General features: G+C 34.0%; 20 protein-coding genes. 11 read left to right on the top strand and 9 right to left on the bottom strand.

Annotated elements, in window-relative coordinates; genetic code table 11:
• Positions 1-8 precede the first annotated feature (8 nt).
• Entirely contained in the window at positions 9-1,220 is a 1,212-nt protein-coding gene (locus tag ACRHOC_RS11535; RefSeq protein ID WP_431158795.1) for an ABC transporter permease, read from the bottom strand.
• 1 nt (position 1,221) lies between these two features.
• Positions 1,222-1,977, bottom strand: a complete 756-nt coding sequence (locus ACRHOC_RS11530; RefSeq protein WP_431158794.1) for an outer membrane lipoprotein-sorting protein — start codon at positions 1,975-1,977, stop codon at positions 1,222-1,224.
• A 150-nt stretch (positions 1,978-2,127) separates the two neighbouring features.
• On the opposite strand from ACRHOC_RS11530, the gene ACRHOC_RS11525 reads away from it, so the two are divergent.
• Positions 2,128-2,688 (top strand): TetR/AcrR family transcriptional regulator, encoded by a 561-nt coding sequence (locus ACRHOC_RS11525; RefSeq protein WP_431158793.1) that lies wholly within the window; start codon positions 2,128-2,130, stop codon positions 2,686-2,688.
• Positions 2,689-2,918: 230 nt separating this feature from the next.
• Here ACRHOC_RS11525 and xerA read toward each other — a convergent pair whose 3' ends face one another.
• Positions 2,919-4,046, bottom strand: a complete 1,128-nt coding sequence (gene xerA / locus ACRHOC_RS11520) for a site-specific tyrosine recombinase/integron integrase (protein ID WP_431158792.1) — start codon at positions 4,044-4,046, stop codon at positions 2,919-2,921.
• 86 nt (positions 4,047-4,132) lie between these two features.
• Between xerA and ACRHOC_RS11515 the strand changes: the two genes are divergently transcribed.
• Positions 4,133-4,516, top strand: a complete 384-nt coding sequence (locus ACRHOC_RS11515) for a hypothetical protein (protein WP_431158791.1) — start codon at positions 4,133-4,135, stop codon at positions 4,514-4,516.
• Between the two features lie 595 nt (positions 4,517-5,111).
• Here ACRHOC_RS11515 and ACRHOC_RS11510 read toward each other — a convergent pair.
• Positions 5,112-5,564, bottom strand: coding sequence for a pyridoxamine 5'-phosphate oxidase family protein (locus ACRHOC_RS11510; RefSeq protein ID WP_431158790.1), 453 nt, complete (start codon positions 5,562-5,564; stop codon positions 5,112-5,114).
• A gap of 109 nt (positions 5,565-5,673) precedes the next feature.
• Between ACRHOC_RS11510 and ACRHOC_RS11505 the strand changes: the two genes are divergently transcribed.
• Entirely contained in the window at positions 5,674-6,513 is an 840-nt protein-coding gene (locus tag ACRHOC_RS11505; RefSeq protein WP_431158789.1) for a universal stress protein, read from the top strand.
• 90 nt (positions 6,514-6,603) lie between these two features.
• Positions 6,604-7,353 carry a hypothetical protein gene (locus ACRHOC_RS11500; protein WP_431158788.1) on the top strand — a complete coding sequence of 250 codons (750 nt, stop codon included), beginning with the start codon at positions 6,604-6,606 and terminating at the stop codon, positions 7,351-7,353.
• Positions 7,354-7,428: 75 nt separating this feature from the next.
• Here the strand turns inward: ACRHOC_RS11500 and ACRHOC_RS11495 are convergent, their stop codons facing one another.
• Complete coding sequence (locus tag ACRHOC_RS11495; RefSeq protein ID WP_431158787.1) at positions 7,429-7,581, bottom strand: SsrA-binding protein; 153 nt, start codon at positions 7,579-7,581, stop codon at positions 7,429-7,431.
• A 582-nt stretch (positions 7,582-8,163) separates the two neighbouring features.
• Between ACRHOC_RS11495 and ACRHOC_RS11490 the strand changes: the two genes are divergently transcribed.
• A complete protein-coding gene (locus ACRHOC_RS11490) occupies positions 8,164-10,122 on the top strand; it encodes an endonuclease (RefSeq protein ID WP_431158786.1) in 1,959 nt (652 codons plus the stop codon).
• A gap of 78 nt (positions 10,123-10,200) precedes the next feature.
• Here ACRHOC_RS11490 and ACRHOC_RS11485 read toward each other — a convergent pair whose 3' ends face one another.
• The gene (locus ACRHOC_RS11485) at positions 10,201-12,330 is read right to left on the bottom strand and encodes a M56 family metallopeptidase (RefSeq protein WP_431158785.1); all 2,130 of its coding nucleotides are present in this window, start codon (positions 12,328-12,330) and stop codon (positions 10,201-10,203) included.
• 1 nt (position 12,331) lies between these two features.
• Positions 12,332-12,691 carry a BlaI/MecI/CopY family transcriptional regulator gene (locus tag ACRHOC_RS11480; protein WP_431158784.1) on the bottom strand — a complete coding sequence of 120 codons (360 nt, stop codon included), beginning with the start codon at positions 12,689-12,691 and terminating at the stop codon, positions 12,332-12,334.
• A gap of 161 nt (positions 12,692-12,852) precedes the next feature.
• Here ACRHOC_RS11480 and ACRHOC_RS11475 point away from each other — a divergent pair, with 161 nt between their 5' ends.
• The gene (locus tag ACRHOC_RS11475) at positions 12,853-13,803 is read left to right on the top strand and encodes a calcium/sodium antiporter (protein ID WP_431158783.1); all 951 of its coding nucleotides are present in this window, start codon (positions 12,853-12,855) and stop codon (positions 13,801-13,803) included.
• Between the two features lie 51 nt (positions 13,804-13,854).
• Here ACRHOC_RS11475 and ACRHOC_RS11470 read toward each other — a convergent pair whose 3' ends face one another.
• Positions 13,855-14,871, bottom strand: coding sequence for a glutamine synthetase beta-grasp domain-containing protein (locus tag ACRHOC_RS11470; protein ID WP_431158782.1), 1,017 nt, complete (start codon positions 14,869-14,871; stop codon positions 13,855-13,857).
• 174 nt (positions 14,872-15,045) lie between these two features.
• Here ACRHOC_RS11470 and ACRHOC_RS11465 point away from each other — a divergent pair, with 174 nt between their 5' ends.
• From ACRHOC_RS11465 to ACRHOC_RS11445, 5 genes are all read left to right on the top strand, one after another.
• On the top strand, positions 15,046-17,232 hold the full coding sequence (locus ACRHOC_RS11465; RefSeq protein WP_431158781.1) for a glutamine synthetase III: 2,187 nt from the start codon (positions 15,046-15,048) through the stop codon (positions 17,230-17,232).
• A gap of 228 nt (positions 17,233-17,460) precedes the next feature.
• Entirely contained in the window at positions 17,461-17,598 is a 138-nt protein-coding gene (locus ACRHOC_RS11460) for a hypothetical protein (protein WP_431158780.1), read from the top strand.
• Positions 17,599-17,769: 171 nt separating this feature from the next.
• Entirely contained in the window at positions 17,770-18,489 is a 720-nt protein-coding gene (locus tag ACRHOC_RS11455) for an outer membrane beta-barrel protein (RefSeq protein WP_431158779.1), read from the top strand.
• Between the two features lie 36 nt (positions 18,490-18,525).
• Positions 18,526-19,704, top strand: coding sequence for an AIR synthase related protein (locus tag ACRHOC_RS11450; RefSeq protein WP_431158778.1), 1,179 nt, complete (start codon positions 18,526-18,528; stop codon positions 19,702-19,704).
• A gap of 3 nt (positions 19,705-19,707) precedes the next feature.
• Positions 19,708-20,709, top strand: a complete 1,002-nt coding sequence (locus ACRHOC_RS11445; protein ID WP_431158777.1) for a DUF3078 domain-containing protein — start codon at positions 19,708-19,710, stop codon at positions 20,707-20,709.
• On the opposite strand, the gene ACRHOC_RS11440 is transcribed toward ACRHOC_RS11445, so the two are convergent.
• Positions 20,702-21,367, bottom strand: coding sequence for an ATP-binding cassette domain-containing protein (locus ACRHOC_RS11440; RefSeq protein WP_431158776.1), 666 nt, complete (start codon positions 21,365-21,367; stop codon positions 20,702-20,704). The genes ACRHOC_RS11445 and ACRHOC_RS11440 overlap by 8 nt on opposite strands.
• Between the last annotated feature and the right edge of the window lie 201 nt (positions 21,368-21,568).

Genomic DNA, 21,568 nt, shown 5'->3' with positions numbered 1-21,568 from the left:
TTATCGTTTTATATGGCTTCAGCCACTTTTTGTTTATTAATGATTTGAATAGGAAGCAAACTTGCAATTAGCATTATGCAGAAAACTATAAATGACATTAAAGCCCATAGTTTCGGTTTGATTCCAAATTGCATAATGGGTTCCGCACCCATTGCCTCAAAAGATTTTGCACCATCTCCTGTCAATGGAATTGGGTGGTAGTACATAAAAATCATAAATGGAATTGCGATTGATAATCCTATAATAATTCCTGTAATGCCCAACATTAAACTTTCTAAAAATATCACAGTTTGTATTTGTGATTTCTGTAATCCGATTGCTTGAAGCATTCCAAATTCTTTTTTTCGTTCCAATGCCATCATTATGATTGTTCCGATTATTCCAAAACCCACAATTAAGAAAAGACACGAGGAAAGCAAAATAAAAAGGGTGGTATCAATTTTGAGCGCGTTCAAAATTTCAGGTATCATTTCATCCCAAGTCATAATTTCATAATTGCTACCCAACTTTGATTTTAGTTCTTTGGAAATTCTGTTTGTTTGGGATTTGTCTTTAATGTTGAGCATTAAAGCGCTACACATTCCAAATGCACTATTGTATTCTTGTGCCAAAGACAAAGGCATATACACCAACATCACGTTCATTTGTGGATTAGGAATTTTTACAATTCCTGATATTGGGTATTTACCTGCTGCTACATTTGCCTGATAACCTTGTCCGATTAACACCAATGTATCGCCTACTGTAAGTTTTAAATATTTTGCTAACCCTTCTGCTATCACTACTTTTTTGCTCTTTGAAGTAAAAAAACTACCCTTTACAATTCTGTCTTTTACTTTGTTAAATTCATTTTCATTATCGCCATCAATGCCCAAAACCAAAGAAGCCTTTGAAGTTTTGTCTCCTGCGGCTAATGAGAAGTTTTGAAGTCGTGGAATAATTTGTGTAACACCTTCTATAGAGTTGATTTTGTCTATCAATTTATCATCATCCAAAAGCAAATCATTGATAGACTTATCTTTCCAATAATCCGCAGTATGTACTTGAATATATCCCACATTCTTTACACCTGCTTCTACCATTTTATCGCCATTACCAAGCATTAAAGAACGCAGGCTAATTGTAATAATGATAGCAAAAGCAATACTAACAAGGATAATTACACTTCTTTTGCGTTTTCGCCAAATGTTTCGCCAAGCTAATTTTATAAGTTGCTTCATTTTATTTTACGGTTTTCATTTTTTCTTTTGAGAAAAAGTTATTGTCCAATTTCTCACTGAAATTTGCAGCTGAAATTGTTATGATAGTCTTTTGTCCTTTTTTATTATTGGGTGTCATTTCTAAAGTGGTGGCTATTTTTTTACCTCCTACAGTTTTGAAATCACTATTGATAAGTGTGTTTATCAATGTTCCATCTTCATCATAGTATTCAGCTTTCCGTTGTAATATATCATCTTTGCTAATCCATAAAATGACCTTGCCCCAAACTACCGCTGCATTTGGTTTAGGTGTTGCTTGAATTTTATAACAAGTAACATTTTGAAATTTTTCTTCGCCTAATAGTTTATGCGTGTAGTCGTTCACTATCGAAGCTTCTTTTAATAAATTCTCATTCGTAAAATCTGAACCCATCCAAGATTGGCTCATTTGGGACGGTGAAATTTTGGTTACTCTTTCAATGGAAGGAAGCCAAGTCCAACCTTCCGATTTAATTCTCAAAGTCGAGATTCCTTTGTCTTTTGCAGGTGCTTGGATTACCATCATTCCGTAATCCGCATCTTTTGACCAAGCTTTGACAGTGAGTTCTCTTGTCCATTTTGGACGCACTAATTTCATTGTCATATTCATTGAGTAAGCACTACTTCGAACATTGTAATAAGCCTTTTTTACGATTTCGGTTGGTGTGTCCGCTGGTGCAAACGCCATTAGAAAAATGGCGACTGAAAGAAAACCGTATTTTAGAATTGATTTTTTCATATACTTCGTTTGTTTTAAAACTTGTTGTCTGTTATCGAATAATTTGTTTTATATTTATAATGCAAAAATAGAATGTCTTAAAAAAACGTACAATAGCTAAATCGACCAAAGTGTCTGTTATGGAACAGATTCGGATAAAAGTTCAGTAAAATGAAGAAGAAAACTCAAAAGCCTGTTGATAGGCGAATTCAAAAATCAAAGAAGTATTTGTCAGATGCTTTTAAAGCATTGATTTTAGAGAAAGGGTATGAAGCGGTAACAGTTCAAGAAATAATTGATAGAGCAAATGTAGGTCGTTCCACTTTCTACGCTCATTTTGAAAGTAAAGAACAATTACTCTTTAGTTTGCTTGGAACGATGAACGAGAATTTGCTTGGAACGATGAACGAGAAAAGTAAAGATGGGATAGATTTTGAAATGCTTTTCAATCACTGCGCAGACAATTTTCAAATTGCAAAAGCAATGTTGGGGAAGAAAGGTGGGGATTTAATTATCGGTCATATTCGAGATGTGATGAGTTTGAAAATTGCCAAAGATTTAAAACGTGATTCATCAAAATCAAAGTCAGAACAACTCAAAATATATTTTACAAGTGAAGCGTTGTCCGCTGCATTGGTCAGTTATCTAACAAATTGGTTGGATGAGGATATGCCTTACAGTTCAGAAGAAATGTCTGCAAAGTGTAATGAACTGGTCGAAAAGTTTACTTGATTGTTGTCAATCCATTCATCTTTTGGGGTGGTGGGTGGGCTTGGGTGCGGTTGGGCAAAATTAAATGTGGTGTTTTAGTGTGGGCTTGTGTGTTGGCAAAAACACCTCTTTTAATTTTGTGAAGGGTTGGCGTTTTGCATTCCTTCCATTTCAATGTTGCACTGTCGTTCGTTTTTTTAGGTTGCACATAACAATTGGATATACGTATTACGTATATCCACATTATACGCCTAAGATAGCAAATCTTTTATTTTACCAAAGGTTTTATTTGCGACATGGGTGTAGATTTCAGTTGTCTTTGTAGAGTTATGTCCCAATAACAGCTGTATGTGTCTAAGGTCGGTACCCTCTTCCAAAAGATGAGTGGCAAAACTGTGCCTGAGCATGTGCGGTGTCACTATTTGGTTCACATTAGCTCTAACAGCAGCTCTTTTTACGATTTTCAAAACACTTGAAGCGCTATACTTACTGCCCTTGGGACCTTCAAACAGGTATTTCTCTGGCCTATGTTCTCTGTAGTAGCTCCTCAGGTCGGCTAAAAGCTTCGGGCTAAGAACGGTAACCCTGTCCTTATTGCCTTTTGCCCCCCTAACGTTAATCACCATTCGCTCACTGTCAATATCCGTTGTGCGTAACTCCAATAGCTCACTACGTCTCAGTCCGGAAGAGTACAATAAGCCAATAACACATCTGTGCTTGATGTTGCCGGCACAGTCTATCATTCTCAATACCTCTTTTTTAGACAAGACTTTAGGTAAAGTCTTTTTCTTTCTAGGTCGTTCAATAGAGTAGAAGCGGTTAGGCATACCAAGGACAGTTTCGTAATAGAACTTTATGCTGTTAATGGTAAGGTTGACCTGAGAGTTTGAAAGACCGTCCTTAATGAGAAGTTGTAGATACTTTCTTATGTCTTGCTCATCAATTTCACTGAGCTCCTTATCCTTGAAGTGGTTGATAAACGATTCAAAACTTGATACGTAGTTCTTAACGGTATTGGCGGAGTACCTATTCAGTTCTAGTTTAAGCAGGTACGATTCCGGGCATGCCTTGTAACCGTTCTCCAGTTTTCTTTTTCTGTACTTGTCAAGTTTAATGACCGGGTTATTGTCGTTTACGACCTTTTCCTGAAAGAAATAATTGCCATTGACCCAAGCGACACCTTGGAAAGTTTTGAAGATCAGATCTAGATTAGACTTTAAGTTTGGAAGATAGTACATGGCAAACTCGCCGCTCCATGAAACATTGGGAAGATTTTCAACAAGGGCATTTAATACTTTGTCGGAATTGAACTGGATTCCGATACATTTCTTTTGGTCAATCAATAGATGTTTTAAAGTGACTGTTTTACGTAATTCCATTTTTTTGGTCAAATTATATCAAAACAAAAATATAAACCGTATTTTATTCGAATAACTTGCGTATAAGATTCACTTAAGTTAACAAAATGAAGAGATTACAAGAAAAATGTCTCAATTGTGGCAAAAAACTCACGGGCAGAATCGATAAAAAATATTGTGACCCAAGATGCAAAAGTGCCCACCAGTACAAAGTAGAACAGGAACGTCCGGAACGTTTTTACAATAAGGTGGATAATCAATTACGGTTGAACCGAAGAATCCTAAAAGAGTACAATAAGGCGGGCAAGGCCGTGGTAAGACAATCGATATTTATGGCCGAAGGGTTTGACCCTAATTTCTTTACCCATTACTGGAAGAACCGAAAAGGCAATGTCTATCTGTTTGTTTACGAATATGGGTTCTTGAGCAAAAAGGAGAACGGTAACGATAAATATGTTCTTATTAAGTGGCAGGATTATATGGCTAAATAAATTGTGCCGTATCTGTACTCTTTTTCTTGAGATGCATATGAATAGGAGAGGAGTACTTTATGTACCGAAAAGTCAATGATGACATTTGTTTAAAATTCATTTAACTGATTAAGTTTATTGATTTCTTGTATTAAATGGTTCGATATTTTTTCTGTACGCTCTACTTGTTATTCCCAAGCATAATTTTTTATACTTGGGAATATTTTTTTGTTTTCGAGTGAGATTTTAATACAAATTTTGCGCAGCCAATTTTTTGAATATTTCGATGGTTTGATTCGAGAACAAATCAATTTGTTGTACTTGTTATTCCCAAGCATAATTTTTTATCCTTGGGAATTTTTTTTTTTTTTGGTCGGTTTTAGAAAATCAAAAATCGAACGATAAAATGTTTTTTAAATCCTCAATAAAGTTAGAAGAGTCAACAGTGGAGGTCACGAATAAATAGAACAATAAGAAAAAACACCAAGCTCGCTTGAGTGTTTTTTTGTTTGTACTATTTTCAAAGCGGAGCTTTTTCAGGAAACATGATATAAATCCTGTCGAGGTCACAATAAATAAAAAAGCAAGCTTATTATAGTTTGCTTTTTTGTTTTATCTAAGAACGCATTTTGCCAGTCATATCATCTATTCTTATTAGAAATACAATAGGAACGTCTTGGTTATAAATTTTACTCGAAAATTCACTAATGAAATCGAGGTCTTTTCTTTCTTTTCTTAGTACAATACTTTTTATACCTAATGAAAATTCATGGAGATAAAGCTTTGCTGTTCCTCCACTTATCTCATCATACCTGCCGTGTACTAATACAGATTGCCATTTCTTTGCAGCAAAAATATCTGCAACAGCTAATGAAATATTTATATTTTTCCTCATGGCATTAATTTTATGACCAAGACCAGAGTAGCATATAATATACTTCTCATTTTCATTATAGTAATAGGTGATAGGAATCGTGTAAGGCGTGTTGTTACTTATATAAGATAAGTAACCAATGTAATTATTCTTTAAGATTTCCGAACACTGTGGTGAAGCTATTGTTGTTATCATGACAGAATTATTATTGGATTAAGTTACGTATCAGAGTTAATATATTAACTGACATAAATCAGTATTAAATAATTTCATTTTAGTTAACTTAAGAAGAAATAAGAGCGCAATGAAGAATATACTTTTACTTACGGATTTTTCTCAGAATTCTATTAATGCGATGGTGTATACCTTGAAATTGTATAGCAATGAGTTGTGCGACTTTTATGTTTTAAATGTGCAGGATTCTCTTAGCTACACTTCCGATGATCTTATGCTCGGTAAAGCAAATGAAAGTATTTATGAATCTCTAATCTCAGATAACAAAATGAAGTTAAAGGGATTGGTCAATCAATTAAAACACCATTCTAATGATCGCCTGCATCAGTTTAAACCTTTAATTGATTATGATGTTTTTATTGATGCCATAAAACAAGTCATTGAAAAGTATAATATCAATTTGATTTCAATGGGTACCAATGGTGCTTCCAATCTAAAAGAATCTTTATTTGGTAGTAATGCCCTAAAAGTTCTGCGCTATATTGACTGTAATACCCTCGTCATACCAGATGGTTATGAATATAAACCACCAAAAAAATTACTCTTAGCCTTAGATAATGATGATTATGCAGATCATATTACTGTCAGAGAAATAATTGAACTTCTCGATAAGTTAGGTGCTAATATCGAAATTCGAAGATTTATCTCCTCGGAAGAAGATGTCAAACATAAAATTAATTCAGATAAACATTTGTTATTAGAATTGATTGACGAAAATAGATTCACTTATCATATTATAAAGGATGAATCCTTGTCGAGCATATTAATTAACTCTACAAAACCAGAGGATACCGATATAATAACGCTTGTAGGTCAATTCAGAGGATTTTTTGACCGTTTATTCGGTAAGGCTGATAAAACTAAAATTAGCAAGAACTTAGATTGCCCACTCATGATATTTCATCACTAAAATCAAAAAAATATTGGCTTTGTTAGCTAGCTAACATTTTAATCATTTTCCTTAGAATAAGTTTGTAGTGAACAAATTAAAAAAAGAGCAATGATTAAAAAAACAATTTTAGGGATTATGGCATTAGGGTTTATTGCCTTATCCTGCAGTAGTGATGATGATGGTTCATCAGTAGTGATTCCACAAGCTGGAACATTAACAGGTGGGCCATTTACTTTTTGTGTAGATGGTATACCAGATATGGTGAGTGGGATAACATTAGATAATCCAAACGCAGCTGGTACTAACAGAACTTATGTTATTACCGATGATGCAGGTAACATACTAGGGTTACCACCAACACTAGAGGCCGTTGAAGGTGTGGACTTTGATGGCGCTGGTGGTGGTGTATGTCTTATTTGGTACATGCGCTATGAGGATGATGTTGAGGGACTTGGAACTGGAGAAAATACAAGTAACCTAACAGGTACTTTCGATTTGTCAAATTCCATAACTGTAACAAGAAACGCACCAGAAGCTGGTACCTTGTCAGGTGGTCCTTTTAACTTTACTGTAGATGGCACACCAGATATGGTAAGTGGAATTACTTTAGATAATCCAAATGCATCAGGTGCAAATAGAACTTATGTCATTACAGATGACTTAGGAAATATTTTAGGATTACCGCCTACGTTAGCAGATGTTGAAGGTGTCGATTTTGATGGCGCTGGTACAGGTGTGTGTTTAATCTGGTATCTGAGATATGAAGACGGATTACAAGGATTAGCAACAGGAATGAATGCTAATGACCTAGTAGGTTGCTTCGATTTATCAAATGCTATAGAAGTAATACGTAACTAATTATATGAAAGAGAATTTACCGCTCTGCGATAGATTAAATTGAGTTTTTAAAAGGCTACCTTCGGGTAGTCTTTTTTAGTCTAGCGCATTTTTGGTTACATAAGAGCGCCAGCCAATTATAGCGAGCTGTATTTTAGTTGCTTTACTCAAATCTAATTGTCTTTTGCTAAAAGAGGGAAGAATGGTCTTGTTTATTTTGGCCAATACTTTAAATAGCGATTTCTTCATGCTTTTCGAAGTGCTGTAGTTTATTAGCATAGCACTTATAAGCAAAAATAGTAAAACTTATTCTAGAACTAAGTCCCACTATTTTAATTTGATTGGTTAAATTTTTTTTAGAACATTGAAAAAACAATTTCAATGATCAACTTTGCTAATGTCATCATAATTTCTTTGGTTTAGAAGTTAATTTTATGCGTTTTCGTTTGATTGAGTTTTCAATATATAAGCTCAACAAATAATCTTCCAAACGATTTATAATAAATCTGCGAAATTGAATTTAATATTGTAAGTAAAAAAATAGAAATAGTTATAAATATTTGTGACCTATCTTCAATTAAGTTTTATTTATAAATATAAAATACGTTATATAGTTTCGAATTGTAATAATTGTAGGGGTATTTTCAGCTATTTTTTGAAATCGTAGAGGCAATTTGTCTTCAAAATCTCTAAAAATCACGTTTTCATTATTTTGAGCCGTATGATTTTTAATTTGAACGGTTTGAAAATTAGATACGTTTTAAGATGAAAATTCGCAGTTAAATTGACAATCATCCTGACTTATAAGGTATATTTATAAAAAATTAGTTAATGAAATATAGCTTTACTCTTTTTGTACTCTTTTTTTATGGTATCCTATCTTCACAGGTGTTAGTAGTTAATGAATTAGATTCTGACAATCCAAGTATTGATACTCAAGAGTTTGTTGAGATTAAATCCCAAACACCAAATTTTTCTACGGATGGGTATATTCTCGTGTTTTTTAATGGTTCAACCAGTGGAAACGACTCTAGTTATTTAGTGATTGATCTTACAGGTTACAGCACAGATAATAATGGCCTATTGGTAATAGGGAGTTCTGGAGTAGGACCATTTCCACAATTACTCATTGCCGAGAATGTGATTCAGAATGGAGCAGATGCGGTTGCAATTTATCAAGATGTTCCAAGTGCTTTTCCTGAAGGTACCGTTGCCAATATCACTAACCTTGTAGATGTTCTAATTTATGACACGAATGATTCTGATGATCTTACACTGATAGAGATATTTAATGATGATCCAAATTTTACTGATATAGTACAAATAAATGAAGGGTCGAGTGGAAGTGTAAACTCAATTCAAAGAAACAATGATGGGACTTACTTTACGGCATTACCTACGCCACGGCGTTTAAATGATGGTTCGGGTACACCTATTAATCCGGTGACAATTTCTTTAGCCCAAGAGCAATATGACGAAGGAGATGCGTTTACTATCACATTTACTAGTGAAACAAATGTTACTTCAGATTTAAATTTTGACATATCGCTGAATAATTTTGGGTTCAATAATGCGGACTTTACGGGAAATACAAGTCTCACGATTCCAAATGGTCAAAATACTACAAGTACGATAATAACTCTAGTAGATGATGCAGATGATGAAGGTGATGAAATATTGGAAATTAGTTTTACAAGTCTTATTGAGCCAATCGTACCCTTTAATAATAAATTACAAGTAAGAGTTGTAGATAATGATTTTACTATGGCACCTTGGGGAACACCAATAAATCCAACAATTGGTAATGTACAAGGCACACAACCTACTGATTATTATGATAGCTTAGATGGCTTATCGGATTTAGCGCTTAGACAGGCATTACAAGATATTATTGCAGATCCTAATGTTGTAAGAGCACAGACCTATGCCGATGTAATTGATATTTTAAAGGAAGCAGATCAAAATCCAGAAAATAGTAACCAGGTTTGGTTGGTTTATTCTGAGGAAGGCAGGCCTAAATTAGATTTACAAACTACGAGCTCCAATACTGGGAAGTGGAATAGAGAACATACTTTCCCTAGGTCTACAGGAGGGTTTGATGATATTGAAGCCGATGAGATAGCAGATGGGATTAACGTGTTTTGGGAAACTAAGGCAGATTCATTAAGGCATGCAAATTCTGATGCTCATGCTCTAAGAGCCGCTGATGCTGCGGAGAACAGTACAAGAGGTAATCAGCATTATGGACAATATGTTGGCCCAAGTGGAACACTCGGTAGCTTTAGAGGTGATGTGGCAAGAGGTGTACTGTATTTAGAAATTAGATATAATGGACTAGAGATTGTAAATGGATTTCCAAGTGTGGTAGGGCAGTTGGGTGATTTAACAACTTTATTAGATTGGCATCGTAATGATCCACCAGACGATTTTGAAATGAATCGAAATAACGTGATATATACTTGGCAACAAAATAGAAATCCATTTATTGATCAGCCAGATTTAGTAGAGTATATATGGGGAAATAACGTTGGAGAGGTATGGAATCAAGAATTAAGTATTCTTGATAATGAGGTATCAGATATTAGGGTATATCCAAACCCAACTAACGGAAGATTACTTATAGACGGTTTAGGACCGTTTAATTTAGAGGTGTACTCCATGGACGGAAGGCTTTTAAAAAGGTTTGAGCAGGTAAATAATTATGTAGATTTAGATATGACTTCAGGGCTGTATCTTTTAAGAATACAACAGGATCTAAGAATTATTACCAAGAAAATTGTTGTTGATTAAATAGTTCGATATTTGAAAATAAAAAAGCCAAACTAAACGCAATTAGTTTGGCTTTCATTTTTTTGATCGGTTGATTTATTAATTCCTTGATCGAACAATTAATTTATCGCCCATTACGCCATATTCAATCTCTGAAATCCCATCATCATTTTTATAGCTTGCGGAGCTTTGTTTACCGCTATTGTTTTTTAATGAGATTTTAATGCTTGTTATTTTACCTGCTTTATTTCTTCTCAGTTTTGAATACTTAACACTAATGCCAAGATCCTCAAGGCTTGCTTTATTTGCATCAAGGACACTATCTGGTGTATCTTTAGTTATAATTCCAATAGTAGCATTTTTTGATAAATCATCATCACTAATAAAAGTGTAACCAGAAACGCCTGTAGTGACTTTCCACGGTCCTTCTTGATTGTCTTTCGTGGTCCAAGTTAATTTATCACCTTTAATATTTATTCCTTTAGAATCACCATCTTTTGTTTTTACAACTACAACACCATTTTTACCATCTTGCCCATAAATTGTAACTGCTGACTCTCCTTTAAGTACATTTACAGAGTCAATGTCATTTGGATTGATTTTGCCCATTTTATCATTTGAAATAACCTCTCCATCAACTATGATTAATGGTTCTTGGCTATTATTTCGGTACCCTACTACTGTTTTGCTGGTTACCTTGCCAGGTGTAAGAATCTTAACCTGATCGCCACCAGTTCTTATTTCGATTTTGCTATCCTCCTCATAAAAATTATCAGTTTTGATTTTAATGATTTTTTTAGAGTCTACGCTGTCAATGATATATTCCTTGATGACATGCACGTCCTTATCTACATCATGATTTTTATGAAGGTTTTTACCGTCATCTTCTTTGAAATAGAAACTATTACCTCCTTTAACTCTAAATTCGTATACATTAGAACTGTCTTCTTCGATTTCGATAATTTCTCCATCCTCTCCTTCTTTGAAATAGAAAATATTAGATTCTTTCCTTACTCTTGGTTCCGGACTTACGCCTTCTACAATTATAATTTCTTCATGTGCAGTTGGGCCTACACCAAAAGAACCATCTTCTTTCATGCTAAACTTAAATGGTTTTATAGCCTCATCACTACTTATATTGTAGTTGGCTGAACCATTTTCCGTTTTAAAATCCACATTAATCTGGGTAATTTCATTAGCGTCATTACGCTTTATATTCTTTATGGTCATGGTGACGCCATTCTTTTTTAAATCAGATTTAATGGTATTCAATTGTTCCTCCGTAGTGTCCTTATTAAATATGATCTCAATGTGTCCTCCAATCTCATTTGATAAAGGTGTTGCACTTACTATTTCCTCTGGAGCATTTGTAGTATATATAGTTTTCGTATTCATGCTCATAAGTAAACCTGCTATTACAGGTAACATCAATAGATATCTCCATTGTTTCATGTTGTTAGATCTTGATTTTTGTAACATAACTATTCGTTCTTTAATTAATGAATTATAAAAATTGTTTGATAATGAAATTTGTTGTTCGCCAACACTTGTTTTTAATAACAGGTGCTGGTATTCCTTTGTAGAGTTCGTGTTTGATTGTGTTTTGTGATCAGCTATATACTCTAGGTTTTGACGAATGTCATTTCTATATAACCACATCAATGGATTAAACCAAAAAATAGAGCATACTAATTGCGTAAACAAGATATCTAAGGAGTGTAATTGGCTTGCATGTACTTTTTCATGTGTAAGCATTAAATCGAGCTCTTTGTTGTTAAATGAATCTGGATTATAAACGATCCATTTAAAAAATGAAAAAGGTGCGATTTTGCTGTTAACAATCACGTAGGTATAAAAGCCATCTTTATTTTTCGGATTGGTTAGTAATAGCCAAATTAAAGATCCAAATTGAAATACAAATTGTATTAGAAATAGGATTAGACCTGTTAAATAAACACCTAATATTAGTTGGCTCCAGTCAAACGAAGTTGATGCCGTTTCCGAGTTTAACGGTATTTCCTCAATATAACTAAACAACTGAGGATTTACAGTTTTAGGTTCGACCGAAATATGTATAGGTATAATGATAAGTGGAAAGACTAATGCAATGACCAAGCCACTAAGTAAATACCATCTATTATGTGTAAAAAAGGTTTCTTTTCTTAAGAAGAAAAAGTAGCATATATAGAAAACCGTTAAGACTATAGTCGATTTTAATAAATATTCCATATTATTTCTTGTTTTCGATTATAGAAATGATCTCTTTTAACTCTTTGACGCTAATCTTCTCTTCCTTTGCAAAAAAGGAAACCACATTCTTATAAGAACTATTAAAATAATTTTCAATAGCCGTATTCATAAAACGTTTTTTGTAATCCTCTTTAGATACAATAGGGAAGTACTGATGCGTTTTGCCATAAGCCGTATAGTCAACATAGCCTTTCTCTTCTAAGTTCCGGATTATTGTAGATAATGTATTATAGTGTGGTTTGTCATTTTGAATTTCTGCGAGTACATCTTTTACAAAAGCCTTTTCGAGTCTCCATAAGATGTGCATTATTTCTTCTTCCTTGTTTGTTAATTTCTGCATTTTATGACTGTATTTTAGGTGATTCAAATATATAACTATTTTTATAGTTATAAAACTAAAAGAGTAGTTATTTAACGAAATTTTTAGTTTTATTCATGTGTGAAATACAAATGTTATCTTCGCACTTCTATTAATTTGACAGGCTAATTTTAAAATAGGTGATGAGTGTTCTTCTTGTACTTGCGGGTTTAGCATTTTTGGTAGTGGGTGGTGATTTTTTAGTAAGGGCCTCTGTTGGTCTTTCCTTTAAACTAAAAATTTCAAAGCTTGTTATTGGTATGACAGTTGTGTCTTTTGCAACTTCGGCACCAGAGTTATTAGTGAGCTTACAAGCAGCGCTCGATGGTGTCTCGGATATTGCTCTCGGTAATGTTATTGGTTCAAATATTGCGAATATTGGTCTTGTTTTAGGGATTACAGCAATAATTTCTCCCCTTAGTGTAGATAAGGATTTCTATAAATATAACTGGCCAATGATGATGCTCGTATCATTTGCCTTGTATTTCTTTTTGAAAAACGATAACGTACTAACATCGCTAGAAGGCATCGTTCTATTTATAGGTTTAATTTTATTCTTGGTCATACTTATTAGAAGTTCAAGAAAATCTATGAAGGTTAATCTAGAAGAGGTTGATGATGCGTTAGCAGAAGTCTCGAATTTTAAGATTTTTATGTGGTTGCTAATTGGGTCAGTTGGTTTATACTACGGATCAGAGTGGCTAGTTGAAGGCGCAAAACAGTTAGCAATGGCGGTTGGTATTAGTGATTATGCCATCTCGGTTAGCGTTATAGCTATAGGAACAAGCGTGCCAGAATTGGCAGCTTCGGTTATTGCCGCATTAAAAAGTGAAAAGGCGATTTCTTTGGGTAATCTAATCGGGTCAAATATATTTAATATAGCCTCTGTATTAGGATTAACCTCAATAATTAAACCTATAATTGTTAATCCAAACACGCCAGAAATACTTAGTACAAATATTTTTTGGATGATTGGTTTTGCGGCGATTCTTGTACCGTTTATACTTATACCAAAACGATTCGAAATAGGGCGGTTAAAAGGAGTTCTGCTTTTTGTATCCTATCTCATCTTTATAATATTAGCCTTAAAATAAAAAAAACCCGCATTTGCGGGTTTTTATTTATATAACGAAATCTAATTTCTTTTATACATCTGCACTTTTTACAGTTTTGATGATTCTACCAGCAATCTTATAAGGATCACCATTTGAAGCTGGTCTTCTGTCTTCTAACCATCCTTTCCATCCTTTCTCTACTGTAATAATAGGGATACGGATCGATGCACCTCTATCTGAGATACCATAGCTAAATTCATCAATTGACTGTGTCTCATGCTCACCTGTTAAACGCTGATCATTAAACTCACCATATACTGCAATGTGTTCTTTAACAACTGGTCTAAACGCTTCACAGATTTTCTCATAAACTTCTTGGCTACCACATGTTCTCAATGTTGTATTAGAGAAGTTTGCATGCATACCAGATCCATTCCAATCCATATCCTTACCAAGTGGTTTCGGGTGATATTCGATGTAGTATCCGTATTTCTCAGTTAATCTATCTAATAAGTAACGTGCAACCCAAATTTCATCACCGGCTTTTTTAGCACCTTTTGCAAATAATTGAAACTCCCACTGTCCTGAAGCAACCTCTTGGTTAATACCTTCAAAATTTAAACCAGCAGCAATACAAGCATCTGCATGTTCTTCAACTAAATCTCTACCATGAGTATTCTTGCCACCAACCGAACAGTAATACATACCTTGTGGTGCAGGATAACCTCCTACAGGGAAACCTAATGGTAATTGGGTTTTCTTATCCATAATAAAGTACTCTTGCTCAAAACCGAACCAGAAGTCATTATCATCATCATCAATGGTTGCTCTACCGTTAGATTCATGAGGTGTACCATCTGCATTCAATACCTCAGTCATTACTAAATAACCATCTTTTCTTTGTGGGTCTGGATAAATCGCTACTGGTTTTAATAAACAATCCGAAGATCCGCCTTCTGCTTGTCTAGTAGACGAACCATCAAAAGACCATATAGGACAATCCTCTAATTTACCACTAAAATTTTCTTCAATTTTCGTTTTACTACGCATGTTTTGAGTCGGCTTATAACCATCTAGCCATATGTACTCTAATTTAGATTTACTCATCATTTTATGATTTATAATTTGACGATGCAAATATTGTTATTTTTTTTATTTGGTCAAAAAATATAGGGTCTTTTAGATGAAATGTTATTAATAATTGTTGATAACCCTATTTTTTTAAGGGTAGGTATATTAGAAATTATATTATTCTTATTTTTGACCTAAATTTTTGTCAATATGTCAACACTTCGATTTCATGCTTTAAAAGCCTCCTTAAATAGAACACCAATTGAGGTTAAAGAAAGCAATAGACGCTCAGATATATATGGAGCAAATGTTTTTAATGATGTTGCTATGAAGCAGTATTTAAGTAAACATGCTCATCTAAGTATAACGCAAGCCATAGAAAAGGGAACAAAGATCGATAGGGTAACAGCAGATCATATTTCTACTGGAATGAAGGAGTGGGCCATTTCTAAAGGTGCAACACATTATACACATTGGTTTCAACCTTTAACAGGTGCTACGGCAGAGAAGCATGATTCATTTTTTGAAACTATAGATGGAGGTCTTGCTATAGAGCGTTTTGACGGTAGTCAATTGGTACAGCAAGAGCCTGATGCTTCTAGTTTTCCTCATGGTGGCATAAGAAATACATTCGAAGCCAGAGGGTATACAGCATGGGATCCAACTTCTCCTGCCTTTATATATGGTACAACATTATGTATACCGACAGTGTTTGTGGCTTATACTGGTGAAGCCTTAGATTATAAAACACCTTTATTAAGAGCGCTTCATTCCATTGATGACGCTGCGACAGCGATATGTAAATATTTTGATAAGAATGTAAGAAAGGTATCGGCCTCTCTTGGTTGGGAGCAAGAATACTTTCTAATAGACGAAGCTCTGGCTACATCACGACCAGATATTGTATTAACAGGGCGTACTTTATTAGGACATTCACCTGCAAAAGGTCAACAATTAGATGACCATTACTTTGGTACGATACCAGCACGAGCCATGTCGTTTATGCGCGATTTAGAAAATGAATGTTTGGTGTTGGGTATACCAGTGAAAACTAGGCATAATGAAGTGGCACCAAATCAATTTGAACTAGCACCAATTTATGAGGAGGCAAACCTAGCTGTTGATCATAATTCATTATTAATGGATGTTATGAAGAAAGTAGCGAAACGTCATAAGTTTTCGGTGCTAATGCATGAAAAACCATTTGATGGTGTCAATGGTTCAGGTAAGCATAATAATTGGAGTTTAAGCACAGATACGGGAGTTAATCTTCTCTCGCCTGGTAAAACGCCAATGAGTAATTTACAGTTTCTGACATTTTTTATAAATACTATTAAAGCAGTATTAAATTATGAGGAGTTACTAAGAGCCGCAATAGCTTCAGCAAGTAATGACCATAGATTAGGTGCAAATGAAGCGCCACCAGCAATTATATCTGTATTCATTGGAGAGCAATTAACTAATGTATTACAGGAGTTAGAATCTGTGACCAAGGGTAAATTATCACCACAAGAAAAGACAGACTTAAAACTCAATGTTGTAGGTAAGATTCCAGAAATTTTATTGGATAATACAGATAGAAATAGGACATCTCCTTTCGCATTTACAGGTAACAAGTTTGAATTTAGAGCTGTGGGGTCTTCAGCAAATTGTGCTAATCCTATGATAGTTCTCAATTCTATAGTTGCCAAGCAATTAATTGATTTTAAGAAGGAGGTTGATGCTTTAATAGATGAAAAATCTATGAAGAAAGATGATGCCATCTTTAATGTACTACGCGAGTATATTAAAGACTCTAAAAAAATCTTGTTTGAGGGTAATGGTTATAGTCCAGAGTGGGAAAAGGAAGCTAAAAAACGAGGGCTAAGCAATAATAAAACTACACCTGAGGCTTTAGAGATAAAAATAGATAAATCCTCAATTGATTTATTTGAGAATCTCGGTGTCATGAATAAAGTTGAAGCAGAGGCGCGATATGAAATAGAGATTGAAGAGTATATCTTAAAGATTCAAATAGAGAGCAGAGTACTAGGAGATATTGCCCGCAATCATGTTGTACCTACAGCTGTTAGATATCAAAATATATTAATTGAAAACGTTAATGGTTTAAAGAACATCTATAGCGATAAGTTTAAATCTTTTGCGCAAGAGCAACTCAATTTAATAGAGAAAATTTCAGGTCATATTGAAGCCATAAACTCTTTGGTAACAAAAATGATTGAGGCTAGAAAATCACTTAATAAGCAAGTGGATCTCGATAAAAAGGCCAAAGGGTATTGTGATAAGGTAATACCGTTTTTCGAAAGTATTCGTTACCATAGTGATAAACTCGAACTTATGATTGATGATGAGCTATGGCCTTTAACCAAATATCGTGAACTTTTGTTTACTAATTAACGTTAAATCGTTGAACATTTCATGTGGCAAATGCAGTGTTCACGATACTTTTATAGGTAAGGTTACGTAGTTGGGACATTAATAATTTATATTTTTATTACCATTCGTCGATTGCAAGTTGCTCCTTATCGAAAAGGTTACTTCTTTTAGTTAAAAAGTATTCTGAAATGAAATTTACAACTTGATTATTTAGTATGTTTGTAGTGCTATTAATCAATAATTATAAATATGAAGAAGTTACTCTTAAGTGTAGCTATTCTAGTGGGTGCGACCTTAATTCTTTCGCAAGACAATACTGAAGATTTAAATAACATCACTAAAGATGAGGTTGTAAATATGCAGTCTAAGCTACAAGCTGAATCCTAAGAAATTAAAAACATAAAGACCTTAGTGTCTTATTAAAAATAAAAGATAAAATCATTAGATGGTTTTATCTTTTTTTGTTGAAACTAAGTTTGTTATGTCAAATTGAAGAATATTTTTCTATATTGCGCGAACCCCTAACAGCGAATATCAGCCCTGCTTATTAAATTGTCAATGATGATTTCCAGATCTAAACTTTTTTTTATAAGTATTTTATTTTCAGCACTATTTACCAATTTGATTATTGCTCAGGAAGAAGAGCAAACAGTCGAACAATCAGAGCTAACTGACGAAGAAAAGCAATTCAAGAAACTTGATTTTTACAATTATAGAGGGACTAATGTCATTGATTTAGGTGTTGGTGGATCAACACTTTTCGGTGATTATGAGGATTCTAATTTTGGATTTTATTATAGAGCTGGTTATAAACGATCTATTTCGCCTTCATTTTATATCGGAGTAACTGCTAATGGTTATAACCTTGCATTCACTGAAACCGAAGAAAATCCAGAAATTGATTTAAGCTTACTCTCAGTAGATTTTAATTTAGAGTATCTGTTTATTCCAACAGAATACTTCTCACCATTTGTATATGGCGGTTTGGGTATGAATATGAATACGGATTCAGAAAATGATACTAGCACCATGAAGGCACAAGTAGGATTTGGTTTTGAAGTCTTAATGGTAGACAAAGTTGCTTTTAAAGTATTCTATGAATACAACTATAGTTTTGATGATGAAATGGAGATGCTTATTGGGGATGCTTCTAATGACAAATTTATGCGTCTTGGAATTGGTGTTAACTTTTATTTTGGTGGAGAACAACAAAAGCAAAAGGTTCAGAAGAGCGTCAAAACAATTATGAATTCTAATCCAATAATTCCTAATAATTGATATCTATTGTTACTTTTGCACAAACCTTAATTTCTAATGAGTAATTCGGTTAGCAAAAGATATGCACAGCGTGGTGTCTCAGCATCAAAGGAAGATGTGCATAATGCAATTAAAAACATAGATAAAGGATTATTTCCTAAAGCATTTTGCAAAATTGTACCAGATTATCTTACTGGTGATGAAGATTACTGTTTAGTAATGCATGCCGATGGCGCAGGGACTAAATCCTCCTTAGCCTATATGTATTGGAAAGAGACCAACGATATCTCTGTTTGGAAGGGTATTGCACAAGATGCCTTAATCATGAATATTGATGATTTACTTTGTGTTGGAGCAACCGATAATATAATGTTATCCTCAACCATAGGAAGAAATAAAAATCTTATACCTGGAGAAGTCATTTCTGCAATTATTAATGGCACGGAGGAGCTTATAAACGAATTAGATGAATTTGGTGTTACGATTCGCTCTACAGGTGGTGAAACAGCTGACGTAGGAGATTTAGTAAGAACCATTATTGTTGACTCTACAGTAACAGCGAGAATGAAACGTAGTGAGGTTATTGATAATGCCAACATCGCCGAAGGCGATGTGATTATTGGATTAGCTTCTTTTGGTCAGTCAACCTATGAGAAAGAATATAATGGCGGTATGGGTAGTAATGGGCTAACTTCTGCAAGACACGATGTATTTTCAAAATATTTAGCGTCAAAGTACCCAGAAAGTTTTGATAGTGCAGTACCAGAAGACCTTGTCTACTCAGGTCACACTAAACTGACAGATGAGGTTGAGAATTCACCATTAGATGCTGGCAAGCTTGTTTTGTCACCAACACGTACATATGCACCCATAGTTAAGGCCTTGCTTAATAAATACGACAAGGATTCAATTCATGGTATGATTCATTGTAGTGGTGGAGCACAGACTAAAATATTACACTTCATTGACAGGCTTCATATTATAAAAGATAATATGTTTGAGATTCCACCGTTATTCAAGCTCATTCAAGAACAGTCAAAAACGGATTGGAAAGAAATGTATCAGGTATTCAATTGTGGCCATAGGCTTGAGTTATATGTGAAGCCTGAAATAGCTGAGGACATCATAGCTATCTCAAAGTCTTTTAACGTCGATGCTCAAATCATTGGTAGGGTGGAAGCTTCTGACAAGAAGCAACTTACCATCAAAAGTGAATACGGAACTTTTGAGTATTAAATTATGTCAGCTTTTAGATTAATATTTTTATCGGCAATATATATTGCCACTACAGCAATTTTGTTTTGTCAACCAGCAAGTTTGTTCTTAGAACCAGAGGAGCAGGATGATTTTGGCTGGAAAATTAATGAAGAACTTGGCTTATATTTTAATCAGGTTTCATTTACAAATTGGAATGCAGGTGGTGCGAATTCTATTAGTGCAATTTTCAATGGTAAAGCAGAAGCCAATTATAAGAATGATAAACTCTTCTGGAACTCCTCATTATTATTACGATATGGTATAAACAAACAAGAACGTGAACCTGTTAGAAAGACCGATGATGCTATATCTATAATCTCAAATTTAGGTTTTCAGTCTAATCGCGAAAGTAATTGGTTCTATTCAGTTCGTTTTAGTTTTAATACGCAGTTTGCAAATGGTTTTAATGACCCGAATGAACCACCAATTTCAAGGTTTATGGCACCAGGTTATTTGTTCCTTGGAGCTGGTTTGGAATATGGAAAACATATAGAGAAATTTTCACTTTATGCCTCTCCATTTACCATGAAAAACACTTTTGTATTAGATGAAGATTTGGCTAATTCAGGTGCTTTTGGTGTAAATCCTGCGATTTATGATATGAATGGTAATCTTATAAATCAAGGTGATCGTGTAAGAACAGAGCTTGGTATTTTACTAACCAATCAATACCAAGATGAAATCATGGAGAATGTTAAGGTTAATAGCTTATTACGCTTGTATAGTGACTACCTTAACAGCTTTGGAAATATTGACATTGAATGGGAGGTTAATTTTGATTTCAAAGTAAACAAGTACATCAGCGCGATGTTTGGTTCGCACTTGAGGTACGATGATGATATCAAAACTGAAGTTGTTAGAAACGAAATTACCAATGAAGATATTGTTGTAGAAGGGCCTAAATTACAATGGAAGCAACTTCTTGGCGTTGGTGTTGTGGTAGACCTTGATGAGTTTCTTGATAAAGCATCAAATGCTAATTAGACAAAGATCCTTCGCTTAAGTACTTGTAGTCTTCAAGTTCTAATAAATCATTTATAAGTTTAGTGCAACCATTTTTAAGTAAGTAAATTGAGTCTGCTGTCTCAATGATGTGTCTATACATATGGTCGGTAATTAATATGGCTTTCTTATGTTTTTCTTCAGAAATAAGTGCCTTTACACTCTCAACATGCTTAGGAGAAAGATGTGAGAATGGTTCATCAAGAAGAACCAACTCGCAGTTTGATTTTAGAATGATATAGATCTCAATTAAACGACGTTGCCCACCGGATAGGTTTTTAAATTTAAAGGATTTGAAATCTCTATAAGCCTCAAATGTACTTGCAAAATGATCCCAATTAATATCATATAGATGAAATGCTCTATTCAGAGTCATATTATTCGGTACAAAATTGTACTGAGGTAGTAATCTAGCCAGATTTGTTTTATATAATTGTTTTAAAAGAGGCTTACCATCTATTCTAACTAGTTTGTATTTAGGCTTTAAAATACCAAAGGCAATATTCATTATACAGCTCTTACCACAACCATTACTACCAAGAATAGCTGTAACTTTTCCAGTTTCAGCTTTTAAGTAAATGCCATTTAAAATCCGTTTTTCTCTAAAGTAAAGTTCTACATTGTCTAATTCAAATTTCATTTTTAATTATGTAAATTCCTTAAATATCGTAAGGAATATGATGGTTAAAACGCAGTCTAACACAAAAACAATAGTGAATAACCTAAAAGGTGAAATACCAAGGTTTTTATAAAAAGTAAGTTTTCGTCTGTTAGGAGTTTCGCTAATATAGTACCATGCAAAAACCGTTAAGAATAATTTGGTTGCAATTGCAGGAACGAG

This window comes from Winogradskyella poriferorum (genome assembly GCF_050618035.1).
Taxonomy (GTDB): Bacteria; Bacteroidota; Bacteroidia; order Flavobacteriales; family Flavobacteriaceae; genus Winogradskyella; species Winogradskyella poriferorum_A.
Note: the sequence above shows the minus strand (reverse complement) of the source record. Positions and strands in the feature narration are given on the sequence as shown.